Source organism: Synechococcus sp. CBW1006, from assembly GCF_015840525.1.
Lineage (GTDB): Bacteria > Cyanobacteriota > Cyanobacteriia > PCC-6307 > Cyanobiaceae > CBW1002.
On the sequence record NZ_CP060396.1, the window covers coordinates 2,053,555 to 2,074,524 of the forward strand.

Below are 20,970 nucleotides of genomic sequence, written 5' to 3' on the forward strand. Positions count from 1 at the left end.
GATGCATCCGCTGCCTGATCCGCTGCTCCACCCGCTGCTGCTTCGTGCCGGCCTGGCGGTGCCGCCGGCCTGTGCCAACGCCGAGGTGCTGGGCATCCATTGCGATTCCCGCCGGGTCGAGCCGGGCACTCTTTTCGTGGGACTGCCCGGTGCCCAGGTGGATGGCGGAACCTTCTGGCCCGAGGCCCTGGCCGCCGGTGCAGTGGCCGCCGTGATCGGCCCGGAAGCCGCAGCCGCCAGGCCACCAGGCGAAGACGACCCGGTGGTGGTGGTGAGTGATCCCGTCGCCCACTGGGCCGGTCGGCTGGCTGCCGATTTCTGGCAGCAACCCAGCCAGCGCCTGGCCCTGATCGGGGTCACCGGCACCAATGGCAAAACCACCACCACCCATCTGATCGAGCATCTGGCCAGCGAGGCCGGTCAGCCGGCGGCCCTGTTCGGCACCCTCGCGAACCGCTGGCCCGGTCACAGCGTGACGGCGCAGCACACCACGGCGTTCGCCGATGTGCTCCAGGCCCAGCTGGCCCAGGCCGTGGAGGCCGGTGCCCGGATCGGCGCCATGGAAGTGAGTTCCCATGCCCTCGATCAGGAGCGGGTCAGCGGCTGCCGCTTCGCCGGGGCGGTGTTCACCAACCTCACCCAGGACCACCTCGACTACCACGCCTCGATGGAGGCCTACTTCGCGGCCAAGTGTCGGCTGTTCGAAGAGCCGCTGCTGGCCGGCGGCGCCGTGGTGAACGTGGATGATCCCTGGGGACACCGCCTCGCTCAGTACCTGCGTCAGCAGCGGGGGGATCTCTGCTGGCGCAGCTCCCTCGAGGATCCCACCATGGAACTCACGATCACCGATCTGGTGATGGACGCCACCGGTGTGCGCGGCACCCTGGTGACGCCCAGGGGATCAGGAGCCTTCCGCTCGCCATTGGTGGGCCGCTTCAATCTGATGAATCTGCTGCAGGCGGTCGGGGTGTTGGTGCAGCAGAACATTCCAGTGCCGCAGCTGCTGGAGGGGCTGGCAAGCTTCCGCGGAGTGCCCGGCCGGATGGAGCGGGTGAGCCTGGCCGGTGGGCCACCGGCTCCGGCGGTGCTGGTGGACTACGCCCACACCCCCGATGGTCTGGAGAGCGCCCTGCTGGCCTGCCGGCCCTTCTGTCGCGGCCGTCTGATCTGCGTGTTCGGCTGCGGCGGCGACCGCGACCGCACCAAGCGGCCCCTGATGGGCGCGATCGCGGCTCGCCTGGCCGATCAGGTGGTGGTGACCTCCGACAACCCCCGCACCGAGAATCCCCAGGCGATCCTTGAGGACGTGCTGGCCGGCATCCCGGTCAGCACGTCCATGGACGTGGAGGTGGATCGGGCCCGGGCCATCGCTGGCGCCATTGCCCTGGCCGGCCCGCAGGACCTGGTGCTGATCGCGGGCAAGGGCCACGAGGATTACCAGATTCTCGGCACCACCAAGATCCACTTCGATGACCGTGAAGAAGCCGAGAAGGCGCTGCGGGCCGTGGCGTCCTGAGATCACCTGATCTTTGTGACAGTCCGCAGGTCAATGCTGCTGTCGCTCCCTATCTTGCGAACGCGATACCTTCACTGATGGCCCAAGACATTCCCGTGTCGAAGAAGTTTCTGGCGGAACTGATCGGCACCTTCTGGCTCGTGCTCGGCGGTTGTGGCAGTGCGGTGCTCGCGGCCAATTTCCCCTACGACAACGCTGCCGCCAATCCCCTGGGGCTGGGATTCCTCGGCGTTTCCCTGGCCTTCGGACTGACGCTGCTGACGATGGCCTATGCCATCGGACACATCTCCGGCTGCCACATCAACCCAGCCGTGAGCTTCGGCCTCTGGGCCGGCGGTCGCTTCCGCGGCTCTCTGCTGCTGCCCTACATCGCCGCCCAGGTGATCGGTGCGGTGATCGCCGGCGGCCTGATTCTGCTGGTGGCTTCGGGCCGTGCCGGCTTTGAGCTGGCCGGCAGCAATCCCCTCGCTACCAATGGCTTCGGGGCGCACTCTCCTGGTGGCTATGGCTTTGTTGCCGCCCTGGTGATCGAGGTGGTGCTCACCTTCATCTTCCTGCTGGTGATCCTCGGCACCACCGACAAGCTCGCCCCCGTGGGCTTCGCGGGTCTGCCGATCGGTCTGTCGCTCACCCTGATCCACCTGATCAGCATCCCCGTCACCAACACCTCGGTCAATCCGGCGCGCAGCACCGGTGTGGCTCTCTGGGTGGGCGGCGAGGCCCTGGGTCAGCTGTGGCTGTTCTGGGTGGCCCCGATCGCCGGTGCCCTGCTGGCCGGCTGGGTCTACAGCAACCTGCTCACCCACGAGACCGCCGTCGACGGAACGATTCCGTCGGAGCCCATCTGAGGGTCGCGTCGCGCCATCGCGACCTCACCTTCAGGGTTTGGAGGTCAGCTCACGCTGGCCTCCCCGGCCAAAATCTCCGCGAGGCAATGGAGCAACAGCTCCACCTCCGCCTCGGTGGTGGTGATGTGGGTGCAGGCCCGCAGGCAGATCGGATCATCAAGGCTGCGGATCCACACGCCCCTCTGGCCAAGGGCCTTGACCAACGCAGTGGCACGGGCGGCATCACCGCCGCTGGCCCCGGCCTGGGCCGCATCCAGCTGAAAGCTCACCAGCCCGGCCGGCGGCGGAGCCGTGAGCAGGGGCTGAATTCCGGGCAACGTTCCCAACCCATGCCAGAGCTGCCGGTTCAGGTGCTGGATTCGGGCCAGCCGCTGCTCCGCACTGCCCTGGGCCTCCAGCAGCCGCAGGGAGCACGTCAGCCCGGCCATGAGTGGTGTGCAGGAGGTTGCCACTTCGAAGCGGCGGCCGTCGCGGTGAAAGTCGCTGCCGGCCTCGCCTTCGTTGCGGAGGCTGCGCCAGCCGATCAAGGTGGGGTGAGCCTCTGCCAGCAGTCGCTCGGAGAGCACCACCGCTCCCAGGCCTTCCGGGCCGCAGCACCACTTATGGCCGGTACAGCCGTAGATATCGGCGGCGGCGGCCCCATTGGCGGCACCAGCATCCGCCAGGGGCAGACTTCCCAGCGACTGGGCCCCATCCACCAGCAGCCAGGGCCGGCGGGGGTGCGCGGCGAGGCGCTCCGCCACTGCCGCGATCGGCATCACCTGGCCCGTATTCCAGAGCAGGTGCGAGAGCACCACCAGGCGGGTCCGGGGTCGCAGGCAGCGCTGCAGCTGCTCCAGCACCGCCTGCTCCAGAGCGGCGGCATCACCGGAACAGGCGGTTCTCCGCAGCCATTGCACAGGCAGGGTGGCCAGGCTCAACCCCTGGCGCCGGGCCAGCTCCCGGCAGGCGGCCACCACACCGGGATGTTCACAATCGCCGATCAGCAGCTCATCACCCGGCTCCCAGGGCAACCCCCACAACGGCAGCACGCAGCCGCTGGTCACGTTTTCGGTGAGGGCCACCCGCTGGGACGACACCCCGAACCAGGAGGCCAGCCGCTGCCGGAGTGAGGTCGTGACCTGCTCCAGGTAGGGCCACACAGCCCCGCTGAACGGCCCCAGCTCCTGAATGGTGGTCCATGCGGCCGTGATCGCCTCCAGGGAAGCGGAGGGCAGGGGGCCCTGGCCGCCGTAATTGAAGTAGGTCTTGTTGGCGAGGGCAGGCATCTGCGCTCGCAACGGCATGGGATCGATCACGGCAACGGGGGTGTCGGTATGTGGAGCCTGCTTGGCCATGAGAGGCCTCTGCCTAACTTGGTGGCAGATGGGGCTGCTGGCCAGACCTCTCGCTTGTTTCAGTACGCCAGACCCTCGGGCCGTCATGTCGAAGGAAACACCGCAGCTGTTCGGCAAGACCAGATTCCTCGAGGGAAAGATTGATGAATTTCTCGATAAATTATCCGAAGGTGTGATTTACTTCGAGTCGGGTTTGCTATTGCTGGTGGAGCGGGGCGTCAACGACGCCTGCGATGAAAAGCTTCAGCAGATGAATGACCTGAAGGCCCGCTGCAACGAGATCCGCCGATCCGTTGTGGGCACGCTCTACAGCGAAATGTTGATCCCCGATTTCAGAGGGGATGTCTTGAGCCTGTTGAGCGATCTCTACGGCCTGCTGGACGTGATCGTGGATTGCTACCAGGAGTTCATGATTGAGTATCCAACGGTCGACAAGGGGGCAGTGGAATTCCTTCAAGAGCTCAAGAATCTTCTGGCTGTAGTCACCAAGAGTGTTCAGGCCGCCATCATGGCGGCACGCGCATTCTTCCGAAATCCATCGGCAGTTCGCGACCACATCTACGAGATTCGTGTTTACGAATCTGAAGCCGACCGTTCGGCAATCAGGCTGAAGCGAATGATTTTCTCCTCCAGCCTTTCCCTGGTCCAGAAGCTGCATGTACGCGATGCGGTCGATGCCATTGATGGCATTGCCGACCTGGCAGAGGATGTCAGTGATGAACTATCGATTTATGCGATCAAGCGGGCCCTCTAAGGAATGTCTTGCTGGCAGAGTCTCATCATCGGTGCGTCATGGATCTGATTTCCAGCCTGGTTTTTCTCTCCAGCGGCCTGTTTCTCGGCTGGTCCCTGGGTGCCAACGATGCCTCCAATGTCTTCGGTTCGGCGGTGGGCAGTCGCATGGTGCGTTTTTCCACGGCCGCTTTTCTCTGCAGCGTCTTCGTGATCATTGGCGCCGTCACCGCCGGCGCTGCCGCCAGTCAGGGACTTGGCGAGCTGGGAGCGGTGAATGCTCTGCCGGGCTCCTTCACCACGGCTCTGGCGGCAGCGATCACGGTTTTCTGGATGACGCAACTGGGGCTGCCGGTCTCCACGACCCAGGCGGTGGTGGGGGCGATCATCGGTTGGAACGTCTTCAGCGGATCGATCACCGACACTGATCAACTGGCCCGAATCTTTGGAACCTGGGTGTTCTGCCCAGTTCTTGCCGGCATCTTCTCTGCCGCCCTCTATTCCTTCACGGTGCGATTCATCCGGTTTCGGCGGCCACACCTGCTGCGGCTGGATGCGGATGTGCGCACCGGATTGATTCTGGCCGGAATGTTTGGCTCCTACAGCCTCGGGGCCAACAACATCGGCAATGTGATGGGGGTCTTTCTCGATGCCTCTCCCTTCAGCAGTCTCAGCCTGGCTGGGGGCTACCAGGTCTCAGGAACGCAGCAATTGTTTTTCCTGGGTGCGATCGCCATTGCTGTTGGGGTTTATACCTATTCCCGCCGGGTGATGACCACCGTTGGCGGCAGCCTCATGACCCTGTCACCGCTGGGGGCCCTGGTGGTGGTGGTCGCTAACTCCCTGGTTCTGTTCGTGTTCTCGTCAGCCCCGCTGTCGCACTTCGTGGTGAGCCTCGGCCTGCCTCCAATCCCTCTGATCCCGGTGTCCAGCTCCCAGGCGGTGGTGGGGGCCGTGATCGGCATCGGTCTGCTGCAGGGGTTGAGGGGCGTGCGTCAGATTCGATGGATGGTGTTGCTGCGCATCGCCTCGGGTTGGATCACCACGCCCCTGATCGCTGCCCTGGTTGGCTTCATCCTGCTGTTTGTGGTGCAGAACGTCTTCAGCCAGCAGGTCTACCAGGAGGTTCGCTATCAGTTGAGCGCCCCCGTGATCGAGCATCTGGCGGCCCGTGGGGTTCCCACCGCGAATTTGCGGCTTCAGAGCAAGCCTGTCGTCGGAGCCGTGACCTTCCGCCGTGCTCTGCGGCAGCAAACCGTCTTGCCGCCTACTGATGAGGCAGCCGTTCTGGCCAGCGCCGAACTCACGCCCATCCACATCGACAGTGCCGCGATTCGACACCTGGATCACCAGCGGCTCAGTGACGAGCAGATCAAGGCTGTGCGGCGGCTGGCAGGCCGCAGCTTCCGCCACCGTTGGCAACTTCGGGCTGCTTTGGCCAACGAAAGCTCGGCCTGGAAGCCTGCCATCGGTGATGCGCATGGGACCCCTCAGGCTCAGACCGTGACGCTGGAGAGGCAGCTGGGCTACGTGGAACGTGCCTTTCTGCAGCGTGCGTCAACGACCCGTGACAGCCCTGGGGTCCAAACCAACGACACCGGTCCGACCGGCGGGACTGGTCAGAGCACCTGACCCAGCATCACGGCGGCCACGGCCGAGAACAGGGTGATCCCCAGCGCCGTGAGCGGATTCTGGCCCTGGGCCACCGCCACACTGGTCACCACACCGGCGCCGAGGCAGGCCACGGCCAGCTGAGTGACGACTTCGCTGCGGGGGCGGGGGGTGGGGCTGGGAATCACGGCGAACCTGTGGTTGGGCAGACCGTAGGGGCCCCAACCAGGGCAACCCGGGCTCCAGGCTGCGCTTGTTACCGGGTGTCGGGGTTTGTTACCCCCCGCAATCATTCCTGTTGCGGTTTTGTTGCGAAGGGGCTGCCAGCCTCTGCCCCCAGCGAGGCAGGCCTGGCCCGCCCAGCGCTGGCCCACTGCTTCAGCTGCTCCAGTTGCTCCCGGGCGGTTCGTGACAGCGGCACCACCTGGGAGGCGGCGGCGATCAGGTCGGATTCACCGAAATCCCGCTGTTCACCGAAGGCCAGATGCATCGCCTCGATCACCGTCTGCTCGAGCTCGGCACCGGAAAAGCCAGCCGTGCGATCCACCACCACCTCCATGGCAATGGCGTGATCCGGCCGACGGCGGCGCAGCTGCAGATCGAGGATCGCCCGCCGTTCACTGCGGCTGGGCAGATCCAGCAGGAAGATCTCATCGAAGCGGCCCTTGCGCAGCAGTTCGCCCGGCAACCGTTCCACCGCGTTGGCGGTGGCCACGACGAACACCGCACTGGTCTTTTCGGCCATCCAGGTCAGTAGGCTGGCCAGAACCCTCTGGCTGGTACCACCGTCGCTGCGGCCGTCGCCGCCGAAGCCCTTGTCGATCTCATCGATCCAGAGCACGCAGGGAGCCATCGCCTCGGCCCGCTGAATCATCTCGCGGGTGCGTGCCTCGCTGGCACCCACCAGTCCGGCGAACAGCCGTCCCACATCGAGGCGCAGCAGCGGCATGCTCCAGCCGTGGGCGATCGCCTTGGCGGTGAGGGATTTGCCCGTGCCCTGCGGACCCACCAGCAACACCCCACGCGGCAGGGGCAGCCCATAGCGCTGCGCCTCCTCGCTGAAGGCGCTGCGGCGTTGCTCCAGCCAGCGTTTGAGGGCATCCAGTCCGCCGATATCGGCCGGGGTGGCCTCGGTGGGGCAGTACTCCAGCAGGGCGCTGCGGGCGATCGCCTGCCGCTTCTCCTCCAGCACCTCGTTCAGGTCGTCCAGGCCGAGCTGGCCGCGGCGGGCCAGGGCACGGGCGGCCAGCTGCCGCACCCGCTGTTCACTGAGGCCATGGCAGGCGGCGGTGAGTTGCTCGAGCACCTCAGATGCCAGGGGCGCGCCGCTGGCTCGGGCGATCGAGCCGAGCAATCGCGAAATCTCGGCGGCATCGGGCAGGGGCAGATCCAGCACCGTGATGCTGTCCTCCAGCTCCCGAGGCAAGGTCCAGTCCGGGGCGCTGATCACCAGGGTCTGGGGAACCTGGCGCAGCTGGCTGGCCAGGTTGCGTAGCCGCCGGCAGATGCCCGCGTCCTCGGCGTAGCGGTGAAAGTCCTTGAGCAACAGGATGGCCCCCTGTTCCGGTGCAAGGCCGGAGAGGGCATCGAGCGCCGCCATCGGATTGCGAGCTGCTTCACCGAGGCGGTTGGGAGCCCCGCTGAGGCCGCCGATGAAATCCCACTCCAGCAGGGTGCGCCCGCCCAGGAGATCGGCCACCTGCCCCAGCAAGGCCACGACCCGCTCCTCCTCAAGGCTGCGGATCCAGAGGATGGGAGTGCGGGCCCGGATCAGTAGATCCAGCTGGTCGACCAGGGTGGGGGGCATGGGGCCGGAGATGGTGTCGAATCCAGGCAGAAGGGTGCGAGGCGGGTCCTCATTCAGGAGGCTGAATCCCCTGCAGGGCTGCCCAGCGGGGATCGACGGTGCGATCACCATCTCCCAAATGCGGGGGGCCCGGACAGGCGGTGCCGCAGTGATTGACCAAGGGCAGGCGCAGGTGCAACTGCTCGAAGACCCATCGCTCCGGATCAAAGCTGCCGCGAGGATCGAGCTGTTCACCCAGATCGTCGGGATCGAGTTCCAGAACCTCGCTGTCCTCGGGAGAGGTCTCGCCCAGCCAGAGCAATTCCTGGGTGGATGCCTGCAGCGGATGGTTGAAGTGCTGCAGGCAGCGGTCGCAGCAGAGGGTCACGATCGTCTCCACCTCCCCCTCGACCTGCAGCACGTTGCCGCGATGGACAGCCGAGACGACGCCGCGAACGGGGGTGAGGCTGTCCAGATCGGCGATGTGTTGATCAACCCGCCAGCTGCGGCCGGACTCGAGCAACTTCAGGTCGGCAACTGCTACGGGCTGCAGCGGGTCACCGGAACTGATCTGGGCAGCGGCTCGCATCAGCCTGGCCTCACTTCTTGCCCTTGGGCTCGAAGGGAAGCCGGCCAGCACCTCCGGCCGTGGCCGTGGCAGTCACGGTCTGCTGGCTGAGCTGCTGATCAAGGATCGCCTGCAGGTTGTCAGGAAGGGCCTCACGGGTGAGCAGGTAGGTCTGCAGGGCCTGGAACACGTTCGCCACCACCATGTAGAGCAGCACCCCAGCCGGCAGCGGGAAGAACAGGAACATCGCCGTGATCATCACCGGAGTGATCTTGTTGGCCGTGGCCTGCTGTGGGTTGGGGGGCATCCCCATGCCCGAGAGGATCTGGGAGATGAACAGGGAAGCGCCGAAGGCCCCCACCAGAATGGCGATATCCCAGTTGACGCTGCCATCGGTGTAGAAGCCCACCTGGCCAAGCGCCTTGATGAACAGGAAGCCGCTGCGGGCCGCCAGGCCCGGGATCTTGGCCTCGACCACCGCATCGCCTTCGCTGAGGGCCTTGATGGTGCCGTCCGGACCCACCTGCACAACCCCCTCACCCTTGGTCACGCTCCAGCTGGGGGAGAAGGCCTCACCGTTCTCCACGCCTGAAAGCACCGAGGCGAAGCTCTCACCGGTCTTGGTATGGAGCTGAACCATTGCGGTGTCGCCCACCCCGAGGCGATTGCCACCCTCGAGGCTGGCGATCACCGGCACATGGCTGGTGGAGGTGACGAAGATCGAATGGCTGGCACTGTTGAACGGCTTGGGTTCCACCGCCGCGATCTGGTCGGCCGGAAGAACTTTGAGGTTGATCGTGTAGGGAACGTCTGCAAACGGTGAGCCCCGCAGGGTGGCGAACAGAGCGAACAGGATCGGCATCTGCACCAGCAGGGGCAGACAACCCGCCAGGGGGCTGCCGAACTCCTTCATCAGCTTGCCCAGCTCCTCCTGCTGCTTCTGGGGGTTGCTGGCGTGGCGGCTCTTGATCTCGGCCTGCCGCTTCTGCATCACCGGCTGGGCGATGCGCATGCGCCGGGCATTGCGGATCGAGCCTGCACTGAGGGGGAAGAGGGCCAGGCGGATGACCACCGTGAGGGCAATGATGGCCAGGCCATAGCTCGGCACCAATCCGTAGAAGAAATCGAGGATCGGGAGGAGCAGGTTGTCGGAGATGTAGCCGATCACGGCGGGGGTGGCTGGGGGGTGACGGGACAGAGGGCTCAGTGTGCCCGAAAGCTGGACCGGATGGCCGGGGTGGGACGTGACTAGGCGCTCAGGGCATCACCGCCGCCGAAGCCCTGGCTGGTGGCCGGTTTCCTGCTGCCGCCTCCCTTGGCCTGGCGCCGCTCCTCGATGTAGGCCTCCACCTCGCGGTAGCGCGGCACCGAGCGCATTTCGAGCTTGGAGCCATCGGTGAGCACCAGCACCATGTCGCCCCAGAAGCCGAGGCCACGGGCAACGCAGCGAACCTCACGGATCTGGCTGTAGACCACCTGGGTGCGATCGCGCCCCAGCCAGCCTCCGCTCACGGAGATCCTGCGGCTGGTGATGCGGTAACGCAGCCAGAGGGCGCGCACAACGGCTCCAACGGCGAACGGCAGGCCGATCAGGGTGAGGCCGAACAGGAGGTTCACGACCAGGTCGCCCCGGGCGGGCCCGCCTTCATAAAAAACGGATTCCTCGATCGTGGTGCCAGGCGTGGCGGGCTTGGCCGCTGCAGCGGCTGGTGCAGAGGCCACCTGAGCGGAGGCCGGGGAGGCGGAAGTCTTGTCGTCTGCCGTCATGCGGTGAGGCCTGCCTTCAGCAACAGCTCACGGCATTCTCCCAGCAGGAGCTCCCCCGGCCGCTCAGCACTGCCCGGCTTGACGCTGAGCAGTAACCAGAGGCTGCGCTGCGACGCTGGGGCGAGAGCTTCCAGCAGTTGGCGATGCAGCAGACGCCGGATCCGATTGCGCCGCACGGCCCGTTTGCTCACCTTGCTGCTCACGACAACACCACAGCGCCAGGCAGATGGAGGTGCCAGGCGCTGGGGAGGAGGCAGCAGTTCCGGCCTGGCTTCGATCAGGCGGAGCAGCAAAAAAGGGCCATGAAATTTTCGGCCCTTCTGGTACAGGAGATCGAAGGCGCGGTGCCCTTTGAGACGATGCTGGTAGGGCAGGGCCATCAGAGCGGTTGATCCAGCCGGCGAAGGCCGGGGTTCAGACCGCCAGGCGGGCGCGGCCGCGGCGGCGGCGGGTGCGGATCACACGGCGGCCGGTGTGGCTGCGCATCCGTACCCGGAAGCCTGAGACCCGCTTGCGCTTACGGCTGGTGCCTTCGAGAGTGCGCTTGGTCATGGCAGCCGATCAGCTCCTCTGGATCACGTCGATCCGCCAACTTATCAAACGGCCCCAAGGCTCCGACTCCAGCCTCAGTTGGTGGGGTCGATCTGGATCAGCCAGCTGCCGAGGTAGCCAGAGATCGGCACGTCCCCAGGCGCCTGGGCGAGAGCGTTGAACTGGTACATGCCGATGTTGTAGGGATTGAAGATGTTCATGTATACCCCGATCGTGCCCTGATCAGAGACTGGGGTATCCGGGAAGATCTCAATCGCCTTGCCGTTCTCAGAGATTTCAATCGTGGCAGGAATCTCCTTCTCGCAGCGGGTTCGCGACAGCATGCCACCCTCTTTCATCTCGCAGAGTTTGACGCGCTTGGGATCGATCTTGACGTCGAAGTGATCGGGAACTGAGATGCTCAGCTTCAGGATTGCTGTTTTGCGGTCTTTGGGCCGCAACAGCAGGTAATACTCCGAGCGTTTGAGACGGCTTGTTTCGGTGATGAAGTAATAGAGCTTGCGATAATCGCGGTTGTTCTCCCAGCGGAACTCCATCAGGCTTGGGGTTCCCTGGGCCAGGGCAGGAGGCTGCGGGGTGAGAACGGTGGTCAGAAGTCCACCCAGGGCCAGGCCTCCCAGTGCCAGGTGGGCCAAGGCAGGTCGATCCCTGAGGGGTCGGCCAATGGCGGAGGCTGTCTGTGAAGTTGACAGGGGTAGGGGTAGGGAGCTGCGGTGTGAACGACGCAACGAAAGGGGGTTGAGGGCGCGGCCGGCGGAAGCCGCCAGGGCCAGGAGGCTCCGAGGACGTGACATGACAGAGATTGGGGTGTGGGGGAGTCGCCTGATTCTCGGCAGAGCCGATCGGCACGCGGCGCCTGCGGTGGTCGGCGATGGAGGTGGAAGGTGTGACCAGATGCAACTCACATGGCCCCGACCGCCCGGTCGGGCCGCAATCTGACCGCCTCGCGCAGATAGGGATGAACCGGTGCCAGGGTGCCGTCCATCCAGGCGTGGGCCAGCAGGCGGATGCAGCGCGGCAGATCGCCACGTACGGCCATCTGCTGACAATCCAGCAGGGCCACATGCTCCCAGCCCTCACGCCGGCGTGCGTAGGCGGCGGGGAAGCAGGCGTCGAGGTCCGCCGTCACCGAAAAGGTGATCGAGAGCACCCTTGGCCCCTCAAGGCGGTTGTGCTCCACAAGGGCATCGATCAGTTCGATCACGGCCGCACCAATGGCCTCGGCGGTGTTGGCTGTGGCGGTGGTGGCGCCGCGCAGGGCCCGCAGTTGCACGGCTGCCGTCATGGGCGATACAGCCACAGGGGTTGGCCGCTCCAGGCCAACTCGAGGCTCACGAGCTCACCGAGCCGCTGCAGCAGGGCACGGCCCGGGATCAGGCTGGCCAGGCCCTTGGGCGCTTTGCCGAAGGTGATCGGCCGGGTCTTCTGCGGATCCAGATCCGCCAGCTCGGCAGCCTTGATCCGGGCCACCTCTTCATCTCCCAGAGCATCCACCAGGCCGAGGGCCAGGGCCTGGGCGCCGGTGAAGACCCGGCCGTCGGCGAAGCTGCGCACCGCCTCCTCGCTGAGGCCACGCCCTTCGGCCACGGCGGCCACGAACTGGCCGTAGCTGGAGTCGATCAACTCCTGCAGCAGCTGGCGTTCGGGCTCCGTGAGGGCCCGATCCGGCGACAGGATGTCCTTGAACAAGCCGCTTTTGACGGTCTCGAACTGGATCCCGATCCGCTCCAGCAGGCGGGAGAGGTTGTTGCCTCGCAGGATCACACCGATCGAACCGGTGATCGTGCCGGGGTTGGCCACGATCGCCTCGGCAGCGACGCCCACGTAGACCCCGCCGGAGGCGGAGATGTTGCCGAAGCTGGCCACCACCCGACACCCCTTGTCGCGCAGGCGCCGGATCGCGGCATGGATCTCCTGGCTGTCGCCCACGGTGCCACCGGGGCTGTCGATGCGAAGCAGCAGGGCCGGGCATTCGCGCTCCTCCACCTGTCGCAGGGCCTTCAGCACCCGCTGGCGGGTGGGTCCGGCGATCGGCCCCTCGATGGCGATGCGTGTCATGGTGCGACGTGCTTTGCGGCGCCAGGGCCAGACCATCTGAGCGGTGTGTAGTGCGGGGATCTTAAAAAGGAGACCTCTGGCGTGCCCGATGCCCAACCCAGGTTCCGCGCTCGACAGCCCCGGCTGGGCTCCACGGCGTGGAGTGCTGATGGTGCTGCCCTTCGCGCTGTGGGGCACGGCCATGGCGGCGATGAAGCCCCTGCTCGCGGGCGCCTCCCCCCTCACCCTTGCCTGTCTGCGCCTGCTGCCGGCGGGGCTGGTGCTGCTGTTTGCCGCCCTGCTCCTGGGCCGCTCCCTGCGGGTCGATCCGGTCGATCGCCCCTGGCTGCTGTTGTTTGCCCTGGTGGATGGTGCCCTGTTTCAGGGGCTGCTGGCCCAGGGATTGGGGGGTACGGGCGCTGGCCTGGGGTCGGTGCTGATCGATTCGCAGCCCTTGCTGGTGGCATTGCTGGCCCGCACGCTGTTCGCCGAGGCGATCAATCCGGTGGGGTGGCTCGGGTTGTTGCTTGGGCTGGTGGGCATCCTCTGTCTCGGCCTGCCGGCGGCCGTGCTGCGCCACTGGTGGCTGGAGGGCCCAGCCGCTCTCGGCGTGAGGCCCTGGAGCCACGGCGAGCTCTGGATGCTGGGGGCCGCAGCTGCGATGGCCGTGGGCACGGTGCTCTGCCGCTATGCCACCCGCCGCAGTGATCCGGTGGCGGTGACGGGCTGGCACATGCTGCTGGGAGGTCTGCCGCTGCTGGTGGCCGTGCTGCTCGATCCGGCCAGCGGCCCGGACTGGGACACGCTGCAGTGGGGACTGATGGCGTACGCCAGCCTGTTCGGCAGTGCCCTGGCCTATGGATTGTTTTTCTGGTTCGCCAGCAGCGGTGATCTGACCGGCTTCACGGCGCTCACCTTTCTGACCCCGGTATTCGCCTTGCTCTGCGGCGTGCTCTTCCTCCAGGAATCGTTGCAGCCCCTGCAATGGCTCGGGACAGCATTGGCCCTGATCTCTGTGGTTCTGATCCATCGGCGCCAGGTCCTCTGGCACGGCGACGCGCTCCCGGCAGCCGTCGCGGCTCCTTCGGAGGCGAGCTGATGCGGGTCCTGGTGGTGAGCACACCGGTGGGCTGGCTGGGGAGCGGCCTGGGCGGGGGTGTGGAGCTCACGGCCGCCTCCCTGGTGGCAGGGTTACTGCAGCGCGGCCATGCCGTCACCGTGCTGGCGGGAGCCCAATCGGAGCTGCCCGCCGGCTGCGAGGCGGCTCAGCTCTGGTGCGAGGGCGGTGTCAGCCAGCCGAGCTGGCAGCACTGCCGCCGCGAGGCCGCCGTGCAGATCCCGGCCCAGGCGCTGCTGGGCTACCTCTGGCGTCGTGCCCTGACCGAGCAGGGCGACTTCGATGTGCTGATCAACCTCGCCTACGACTGGCTTCCTCTCTGGCTGACCCCTCACACCAGCACTCCCCTCGCCCACCTGGTGAGCATGGGGTCCGTGAGCACGGCCATGGATGCCGTGATCGCTGAGATCGCCCGCAGTCATCCGCAGCATCTGGCCTTTCATACTGCCAGCCAGGCGGCGGATTTTGACCTTCCAGGAGCGCCGCGGCTGGTGGGCAACGGCTTCGATCTGGACCGCTATCACTTCCGGCCCAACGCCGATGCGGTGCTGGGCTGGGCCGGCCGGATCGCACCGGAGAAGGGGCTGGAGGATGCGGCCGCCGTCGCGGCCACGCTGCAGCGGCCGCTCTGGATCTGGGGCGTGCGCGAAGACGAGGCCTATGCGCGCCGGGTCGAGGCCTCCGTACCCGGCGGAACCCTGCACTGGCGTGGATTCCTGCCCACCGAGCGCCTGCAGGAGGAGATGGGGCGCTGCGCCGTGCTCCTGAACACACCCAAGTGGAACGAGGCCTACGGCAACGTGGTGGTGGAGGCGATGGCCTGCGGTGTGCCGGTGGCCACCTACGCCCGCGGCGGACCGGGGGAACTGGTGCAGGAGGGGGTGAATGGCTGCCTGGCTCGACCAGATGATGGCGAGGCTCTGACAAAGGCGGTGGAACGGGCCTGGCAGATCCCCCGGCACCAGCCACGGGCCTGGGCGGAGAGCCATTGCTCCCGCTCGGCGTTCGCCGGCCGGATCGAGGCCTGGCTCGACGCCGTACTGGCCAAGCCCCCCTGCGAAGGGACCTAGGTTCGGCCGATCCGCCCCTGGCCCGTTTGGCAGACAGCTTCGGCGAGGACCCATCGGCGCAATTGCTTTCGGCGCGGCCCATCTCAGCGCGAACCAGCGCAGCGCGGCGGATGCCCCTGCAGCTCTGGCTGCCGCTGCTGGCCTGTGGCCTGGTGCTGTTCCTCTGGAGACTGGGGAGCAGCGGACTGGTGGATGAAACCCCGCCCCTGTTCGCCGCCTCCGCACGGGCCATGGCCGAAACCGGCGATTGGCTGATCCCGCGGGTGAACGGACTACCCCGCTACGACAAGCCTCCTCTGGTGTACTGGCTGATGGGGCTGGGCTACCTGCTGCCGGGGCAGGATCTGTGGAATCCACTCGGCACCTGGGCGGCGCGCCTGCCCTCGGCTCTCAGCTCCATCGCCGTGATGCTGCTGCTGGCCGACACGCTCTGGCGCTGGCCTCAGGCCCCTTGGCCGTCCAGTGTCGACAAGCCGGAGCCCGCGAGCTCCGCGCCCCCTGTGCCCTCCGCCCTCACCGCAGCGTTCACGGCGGCGCTGGCCTTCGCGCTCTCCCCACTGGTGCTGCTCTGGGGCCGCATCGCCGTGAGCGACGCCCTGCTCTGCGGTCTGATGAGCGCCACCCTGCTGCTGAGTTGGCGCACCTACGTGGCACCGCGGGGGGCCTGGTGGCTGACCTGGCTGATGCTCGGCCTGGCGGTCCTCAGCAAGGGCCCGGTGGCGGTGGTGCTGCTGGGCCTGGCCCTGCTGGGTTTCGGCTGGCTGCAAGGCGATCTGGCCGGGCTCTGGCGGCGGCTGCGTCCCCTGCGGGGTCTGACCCTCACGGCCCTGGTGGCGTTGCCCTGGTACGGAGCCGCCTTGCTGGTGGAAGGCGAGGCGTTCTGGAACAGCTTTTTCGGTTACCACAACCTCCAGCGCTTCAGCGTGGTGGTCAACAATCACCTGCAGCCCTGGTGGTTCTTTCTGCCGGTGCTGGTGGTGGCCAGCCTGCCGGTCACCCCGCTGCTGTTGCTCGGTCTGGTGCGGGGAGTTGGCCCCCTGCCCTGGAGACGCCGGGCCCAGCCCCTGCCGCCCGAGCAGTCGCTGACCCGCTTTGCCGCCTGCTGGCTGCTGGCGGTGCTGGTGTTCTTCACGGCGGCCGCCACCAAGCTGCCGAGTTACTGGCTGCCGGCCACCCCCGCCGCCGCCCTGCTGATAGCCCAGGCGGCCCAGGCGGGCTGGGGGGGTCGGGCCCAGCGCCTGGCCTGGTCTGCCACTCTGGCCCTGACGCTGCTGCTGGCAGCCGTGTTCCTGGCCGGCCCCCTCTGGGTACCGGCGATCAACGATCCGGAGCTGCCCACCCTGCCTGCGGAGATCCTGGCCAGCCGCCGGCTGTTGATCGCCGCCGCCTGCTTCGCCCTCGCCGGTGGCCTGGCCTGGTTCCTGCGCCGCCGCCGGCCTCCCATGGCGCTGCTGGTCCTGCAACTGGCGATCCTGCCCTTCGTCCCTCTGGCGATCACGCCGCTTTGGGAGCTGGGCGACCGCCTGCGGGGGCAACCGGTACGGCGCATGGCGGAGCTGGTGCGCGCCCTGCCGCCGCCATCGGGTCAGGGCCTGCCCGAACCCCTGGCGATGGTGGGGATTCTCAAACCGTCGCTGCACTACTACGCCCGCCAGGTGGTGCTGTACGAGGGGCAATCCCAGGCGGCGCTGCTCAACCTCAACGAGCGGCTGCGCCTCGAGCACCGCGCCGGCCAGGAGCCCTCCAGGCCGCGGCAGGCACCCACGGTGCTGGTCGTGATCGATCAGGGCACGGCTCGCTTGCCCCACTGGCAGGGGCTGGAACCGCAGGAGCTGGGCAGTGACGGGCTGTACCGACTCTGGCGCCTGCAGCGGAGCCAGCTGCAGCGGCGCTCCGCTGAGCTGTATGCCGCGGGAGAGCGCCCCAACTGGCAGGATCCTCGGCCGGAACGCTACTGACCGAGTCCAGACGCGGCAGCTGCAGCCCGTGTTCGCGCCAGATCAGCGGCGGCGGCGGCCTCTGCCAGGGCCTGACGGCGGCAGAAGCTGCAGTGTCCCCAACGCCCCATCTCCCCCAGGGGGGCTGGGCTGCTGCAACGGGGACAGACGCCGAGGCCATGAACATCGACGCGGCTGGGGTGCTGCGCCCAGGTCTCGGCTTCGATCGTGGTGCCCGCCGGTGGCAACGGCTGGGCATGGTGTTGCTGCACCCGCAGATCGCGCACCGTGAAGCCGGCGCCGCGCAGGGCACCGAGCAGTTGATGGCGGTTGTATTGCAGGGCCTGCAGCCACGGCCCCGGTGCCGCCCCGATCGTGAGCAGTCCCCCGTGGAAGCTGAGCGGCTGGCAGTGGGGGGCCAGCTGGGCACCCGCCAGGCGCGGCCACACCTGCCAGAGGGCAGCGAGCTGGCCCTCCTGGCGCCAGTGCTGCTGCAGAGCCTCCAGGCAGGTGGCGAGGGCTTCTGCCGGTGGGCGCGGCGGCGGCAGAAGCACCGAAACCGAGCCGATGCGGCGGCTGGCGGCGGCAGGGTTGCGCGCACGCCGACGGCTGCTCGCCGGCCGCTGTTGGCGCCCTGCCGCACTGAGCTTGCGGGACAGACTCTCGCCGATCGTGGGGCCGTCCGGGCTTGGCCGGGAGTCGGGCTGGTTGGGCTCTGGCGGCTCGCCTGCGGCGGCGGGCTTCCCGGTCTGAGGGGCCATGGATCGAGCCTAGGTGTGGGCAACCGATCCAGAGTTCCCCGGCGATGCCCGCTACCCTCGGGCCTTGCCCCGTACGTGATCCATGGGCTTCTTTGATCGGATTAGCCGCCTGCTGCGGGCCAACCTCAATGACCTGGTCAGCAAGGCGGAGGATCCCGCCAAGATCCTGGATCAGTCGGTCGCCGACATGCAGGACGACCTGGTGAAGCTGCGCCAGGCCGTGGCCACCGCCATCGCCTCTCAGAAGCGCATCCAGAACCAGGCCGAGCAGTCCGAAGCCCAGTCCAAGATCTGGTACGAGCGCGCCGAGCTGGCCCTCAAGAAGGGGGAGGAGGATCTGGCCCGGGAGGCCCTGTCCCGTCGCAAGACCTACCAGGACACGGCCACGGCACTGAACACCCAGCTGCAGTCGCAGGCGGGGCAGGTGGAGACCCTCAAGAAGAGCCTGGTGGCGCTCGAGGGCAAGATCGCCGAAGCCAAGACCAAGAAAGACATGCTCAAGGCCCGCTCCCAGGCCGCCAAGGCCCAGGAGCAGCTGCAGAGCGCCGTGGGCAACCTCGGCACCAACTCCGCCATGGCCGCCTTCGAGCGGATGGAGGAGAAGGTGCTGGAGCAGGAGTCGCGCAGCCAGGCGGCGGCCGAGCTGGCCGGTGCCGATCTCGAGAGCCAGTTCGCGGCCCTGCAGGGTGGCAATGACGTGGACGACGAGCTGGCGGCGCTGCGCAACCGACTCGAAGGCGGCGCCTCAGCGGCTGGCCTGCCGCCGGCCGAGGGCCCCATGCCGCAGCTTGAGCCGGTCAAGGTGGCGGAAGTCGATGCCGACCTGGAAGAACTCAAGCGCTCGATCGACAAGCTCTGATCCAGGCACAGACTCTGATTCGGCAGGATCCATGGGCCCTGATCCGCAGGATCCATGGGCTCTGATCCGCCGGATCCACAGGCCCCGTCCATACAATTCACCCAGCGTTCCTTCTGCCGCCGTGCCCGTTGCCGAGGTCACCGATGCCACTTTTGCAGCGGAGGTACTCGGTGCTGAGGGGGCCGTTCTGGTCGATGTCTGGGCCCCCTGGTGCGGGCCCTGTCGCCTGATGGCGCCGCTGATGGACTGGGCCGCCTCCGAATACGACGGCCGTCTGCTGGTGGGCAAGCTGGAGGCCGATCCCAATCCCGCCACCCGCGATGCCCAGAAGATTCAGGGACTGCCCACCTTGATCCTGTTCCGCGACGGCGTCGAAGTGGCGCGCCACGAAGGCGCCATGGCCAGGCCGCAGCTCAAGGCTTTCCTGGATGCCCATCTCTGAGCGTCTGTCGCAGCTGGGCAGCGGTGTCTTCGCCCGCAACGACAGCCGCAAGGCTGACTATGTCGCCCGTCTGAATCGGGAGGCCTCCACAGCAGGCGCATCGCTGCCTCCCCTGCTCGACCTCTCGCTCGGCTCCACTGACCTGCCACCCCCGCCGGCGGCGATCAGCGCGATCGCTGCAGCCCTGCAGCGGTCCGACAGTGCCGCCTATTGCCTGCATGCCGCCACCCTGCCGTTCCGGGAGGCCGCCGCCGCCTGGGCGGAGCGCCGCTTCGGCGTGGCCGTGGATCCGGAGCGTGAAGTGCTCCTGTTGGTCGGTTCCCAGGAAGGCACCGCCCACCTGCCTCTGGCGGTGCTGAATCCAGGGGACCAGGCCCTGCTGCTGGATCCCTATTACCCCTCCCACCGGGGCGGCCTGCACCTGGCCTCGGCCAGACCGGTGTTCCTGCCCCTCGACCCGGCGCGGAACTGGCGGCCGGATCCCGAGCAGCTCTCCTCCAGCCAGTGGCAGGCCCTGAAGTTGATGGTGCTGGGCTTTCCCCACAACCCCACCGCCACCACCGGCGCCCAGGACTGGCTGGATCCCTTCGTGGACCGCGCCCTGCGCCACGACATCGTGCTGGCCCACGACAACCCCTACGTGGATCTGGCGCTTGAGGGGGAGGCGCCGGCCTTGCTCCGCCATCCCGGCTGGCGCCGTTGCGGCATCGAGTTCTTCTCCCTCTCCAAGAGCTGGTGCCTGGGGGGATATCGCCTGGCCTTTGCGATCGGAGCCGAGTGGCTGATCACGGCCCTGCGTCAGCTCAAGGGAGTGGTGGACTTCAACCAGTCCCTGGCGTTGCAGGCCGGGGCAATCGCCGCCCTGGAACAGGAGCCCCACTGGCCCGAGCGCCTGCGAACCGTGTACCGGGAGCGGCGTGATCGCATGGCGACAGCTCTGGAGGCAGCGGGCTGGCCGGTGCGGCGCCCCTCGATGGCCCTTTACCTCTGGCTGGCCCTGCCACCGGCGGCAAGGCCCCGTGGTTGGGATTCCGAGACCTTCGGCGCCGCCCTGCTGGAGGCCACCGGCGTGGCCCTCACCCCCGGCAACGGCTTCGGGGCGGCCGGTGAGGGGTGGCTGCGCCTGGCCCTGGTGCATCCCAGCGAGGAACTGGAGGCCGGTGCTGCTCGCATCGGGGCCTGGTTGCGGCAGTTGTGAGCCTTCGGGCCCGACGCTCGCCCCTCAGTGCCGCCGCCGTGCTGCGGGCCCGCCGGCGGCTGCAGCGCAGCCAGCCTGACCCCTCCGCCTTCCCCGACTGGTGGCTGCGCCATCGAACGATCTGCGCCAGCACCGAGCGGGAACTGGAGGCCTGGCTGACGGCGGTGCCACCCGATTGCGCCAGGTCGGCGGCATTCGCGCCGCGGGCGGTGCTGGCCTCCCGTCAGCGGTTCGGCCAGGGGCAACGGGGACGCCCATGGCAATCTCCAGCCGGGGGAGTGTGGCTCAGTGCCGCCCTGCCCTGGGCACTGCCGCCACCCCGCGGCGCGGCGGTTGGCCTGGCGGTCGCGGTGGGTCTGGCCCTGGAACTCGAGGCCCTGGGCCTGACGGTGCAGCTGAAATGGCCCAACGATCTTCTGGTGGAGGGGCAAAAGATCGCTGGCCTCCTGCCTCGCCTGCGGCTGCGGGGCGAGCAGGTGCGCTGGGCCCAGGTCGGGGTGGGCCTGAATGGCATCAACCCGGTGCCGCCGGGGGCTATTTCTGTGGCGACGGCCCTGGCGGCGACCCAGCCGAGCTGGCGCGGCAGCGCCGCCGCCCGGGCTACCGCTCCTACCGGCCTGGCGGCCCATCTGCTGCGGGGCCTTGAGTGGGCGGCGACCCACGCCCTTGCGCCAGGACGGGTGCTGCGGGAAGCCCGCCAGCGACTGCTGCTTCCAGTGGCGCCGGTGCTACACGGTGGTGTGGCCTGGAAGGCGGTGGATCTGTCGACGAATGGCAGCCTGGTGCTGCAGCGTGGCGCGGAGCGCATCCTCCTGCAACGCCGGTTCTGAGT

Annotated in this window: 23 protein-coding genes; 11 read left to right on the top strand and 12 right to left on the bottom strand. The window is 67.6% G+C overall.

Features of this window, described 5'->3' with window-relative positions:
• The first annotated feature begins 1 nt into the window (after nt 1).
• On the top strand, nt 2-1,516 hold the full coding sequence (locus tag H8F26_RS09810; protein WP_197153790.1) for a UDP-N-acetylmuramoyl-L-alanyl-D-glutamate--2,6-diaminopimelate ligase: 1,515 nt from the start codon (nt 2-4) through the stop codon (nt 1,514-1,516).
• A 77-nt stretch (nt 1,517-1,593) separates the two neighbouring features.
• Nucleotides 1,594-2,364, top strand: a complete 771-nt coding sequence (gene aqpZ, locus H8F26_RS09815; protein ID WP_197153791.1) for an aquaporin Z — start codon at nt 1,594-1,596, stop codon at nt 2,362-2,364.
• A gap of 44 nt (nt 2,365-2,408) precedes the next feature.
• Here the strand turns inward: aqpZ and H8F26_RS09820 are convergent, their stop codons facing one another.
• Nucleotides 2,409-3,701 carry an aminotransferase class V-fold PLP-dependent enzyme gene (locus H8F26_RS09820; RefSeq protein ID WP_197153792.1) on the bottom strand — a complete coding sequence of 431 codons (1,293 nt, stop codon included), beginning with the start codon at nt 3,699-3,701 and terminating at the stop codon, nt 2,409-2,411.
• Nucleotides 3,702-3,729: 28 nt separating this feature from the next.
• On the opposite strand from H8F26_RS09820, the gene H8F26_RS09825 reads away from it, so the two are divergent.
• Nucleotides 3,730-4,455, top strand: a complete 726-nt coding sequence (locus H8F26_RS09825; RefSeq protein WP_231597724.1) for a DUF47 domain-containing protein — start codon at nt 3,730-3,732, stop codon at nt 4,453-4,455.
• A 38-nt stretch (nt 4,456-4,493) separates the two neighbouring features.
• Nucleotides 4,494-6,065 (top strand): inorganic phosphate transporter, encoded by a 1,572-nt coding sequence (locus H8F26_RS09830; protein WP_197153793.1) that lies wholly within the window; start codon nt 4,494-4,496, stop codon nt 6,063-6,065.
• On the opposite strand, the gene H8F26_RS09835 is transcribed toward H8F26_RS09830, so the two are convergent.
• The 10 genes from H8F26_RS09835 to sppA all read right to left on the bottom strand — a co-directional run bounded on the left by H8F26_RS09835 (nt 6,053) and on the right by sppA (nt 12,811).
• Nucleotides 6,053-6,232, bottom strand: a complete 180-nt coding sequence (locus tag H8F26_RS09835) for a hypothetical protein (RefSeq protein ID WP_197153794.1) — start codon at nt 6,230-6,232, stop codon at nt 6,053-6,055. The genes H8F26_RS09830 and H8F26_RS09835 overlap by 13 nt on opposite strands.
• Nucleotides 6,233-6,333: 101 nt before the next feature.
• Nucleotides 6,334-7,851, bottom strand: a complete 1,518-nt coding sequence (locus H8F26_RS09840) for an AAA family ATPase (protein ID WP_197153795.1) — start codon at nt 7,849-7,851, stop codon at nt 6,334-6,336.
• Between the two features lie 49 nt (nt 7,852-7,900).
• Nucleotides 7,901-8,419 carry a DUF177 domain-containing protein gene (locus H8F26_RS09845; RefSeq protein WP_197153796.1) on the bottom strand — a complete coding sequence of 173 codons (519 nt, stop codon included), beginning with the start codon at nt 8,417-8,419 and terminating at the stop codon, nt 7,901-7,903.
• Between the two features lie 10 nt (nt 8,420-8,429).
• Complete coding sequence (gene yidC, locus H8F26_RS09850; protein ID WP_197153797.1) at nt 8,430-9,566, bottom strand: membrane protein insertase YidC; 1,137 nt, start codon at nt 9,564-9,566, stop codon at nt 8,430-8,432.
• Between the two features lie 80 nt (nt 9,567-9,646).
• Nucleotides 9,647-10,165, bottom strand: coding sequence for a PH domain-containing protein (locus H8F26_RS09855; RefSeq protein WP_197153798.1), 519 nt, complete (start codon nt 10,163-10,165; stop codon nt 9,647-9,649).
• A complete protein-coding gene (gene rnpA / locus H8F26_RS09860; protein ID WP_197153799.1) occupies nt 10,162-10,545 on the bottom strand; it encodes a ribonuclease P protein component in 384 nt (127 codons plus the stop codon). The genes H8F26_RS09855 and rnpA overlap by 4 nt, the downstream gene beginning before the upstream one ends.
• A 34-nt stretch (nt 10,546-10,579) precedes the next feature.
• The gene (gene rpmH / locus H8F26_RS09865; RefSeq protein ID WP_006170261.1) at nt 10,580-10,717 is read right to left on the bottom strand and encodes a 50S ribosomal protein L34; all 138 of its coding nucleotides are present in this window, start codon (nt 10,715-10,717) and stop codon (nt 10,580-10,582) included.
• 74 nt (nt 10,718-10,791) lie between these two features.
• Nucleotides 10,792-11,253, bottom strand: coding sequence for a DUF2808 domain-containing protein (locus tag H8F26_RS09870; RefSeq protein WP_197153800.1), 462 nt, complete (start codon nt 11,251-11,253; stop codon nt 10,792-10,794).
• A 365-nt stretch (nt 11,254-11,618) separates the two neighbouring features.
• Nucleotides 11,619-12,002 (bottom strand): chorismate mutase, encoded by a 384-nt coding sequence (gene aroH / locus H8F26_RS09875; RefSeq protein WP_197153801.1) that lies wholly within the window; start codon nt 12,000-12,002, stop codon nt 11,619-11,621.
• Nucleotides 11,999-12,811, bottom strand: coding sequence for a signal peptide peptidase SppA (sppA, locus tag H8F26_RS09880; RefSeq protein WP_197153802.1), 813 nt, complete (start codon nt 12,809-12,811; stop codon nt 11,999-12,001). The genes aroH and sppA overlap by 4 nt, the downstream gene beginning before the upstream one ends.
• A 52-nt stretch (nt 12,812-12,863) precedes the next feature.
• Here sppA and H8F26_RS09885 point away from each other — a divergent pair, with 52 nt between their 5' ends.
• The 3 genes from H8F26_RS09885 (at nt 12,864) to H8F26_RS09895 (ending at nt 16,899) form a co-directional block, all read left to right on the top strand.
• Nucleotides 12,864-13,853 (top strand): DMT family transporter, encoded by a 990-nt coding sequence (locus H8F26_RS09885; protein WP_197153803.1) that lies wholly within the window; start codon nt 12,864-12,866, stop codon nt 13,851-13,853.
• The gene (locus tag H8F26_RS09890) at nt 13,853-14,941 is read left to right on the top strand and encodes a glycosyltransferase (protein ID WP_197153804.1); all 1,089 of its coding nucleotides are present in this window, start codon (nt 13,853-13,855) and stop codon (nt 14,939-14,941) included. The genes H8F26_RS09885 and H8F26_RS09890 overlap by 1 nt, the downstream gene beginning before the upstream one ends.
• Before the next feature lie 110 nt (nt 14,942-15,051).
• Nucleotides 15,052-16,899 carry a glycosyltransferase family 39 protein gene (locus tag H8F26_RS09895; RefSeq protein WP_197153805.1) on the top strand — a complete coding sequence of 616 codons (1,848 nt, stop codon included), beginning with the start codon at nt 15,052-15,054 and terminating at the stop codon, nt 16,897-16,899.
• On the opposite strand, the gene H8F26_RS09900 is transcribed toward H8F26_RS09895, so the two are convergent.
• Nucleotides 16,893-17,639 (bottom strand): DUF721 domain-containing protein, encoded by a 747-nt coding sequence (locus H8F26_RS09900; protein ID WP_197153806.1) that lies wholly within the window; start codon nt 17,637-17,639, stop codon nt 16,893-16,895. The two genes, H8F26_RS09895 and H8F26_RS09900, sit on opposite strands and share 7 nt — an antisense overlap.
• Nucleotides 17,640-17,721: 82 nt before the next feature.
• Between H8F26_RS09900 and H8F26_RS09905 the strand changes: the two genes are divergently transcribed.
• From H8F26_RS09905 to H8F26_RS09920, 4 genes are all read left to right on the top strand, one after another.
• A complete protein-coding gene (locus tag H8F26_RS09905) occupies nt 17,722-18,498 on the top strand; it encodes a PspA/IM30 family protein (protein WP_197153807.1) in 777 nt (258 codons plus the stop codon).
• A 121-nt stretch (nt 18,499-18,619) separates the two neighbouring features.
• Nucleotides 18,620-18,940, top strand: coding sequence for a co-chaperone YbbN (locus tag H8F26_RS09910; protein ID WP_231597728.1), 321 nt, complete (start codon nt 18,620-18,622; stop codon nt 18,938-18,940).
• Nucleotides 18,927-20,138: an aminotransferase class I/II-fold pyridoxal phosphate-dependent enzyme gene (locus tag H8F26_RS09915; protein ID WP_197153809.1), complete on the top strand. Its 1,212-nt coding sequence runs from the start codon at nt 18,927-18,929 to the stop codon at nt 20,136-20,138. Before H8F26_RS09910 ends, H8F26_RS09915 begins: the two co-directional genes overlap by 14 nt.
• Nucleotides 20,135-20,968, top strand: a complete 834-nt coding sequence (locus H8F26_RS09920) for a biotin--[acetyl-CoA-carboxylase] ligase (RefSeq protein WP_231597730.1) — start codon at nt 20,135-20,137, stop codon at nt 20,966-20,968. The genes H8F26_RS09915 and H8F26_RS09920 overlap by 4 nt, the downstream gene beginning before the upstream one ends.
• Nucleotides 20,969-20,970: the final 2 nt, after the last annotated feature.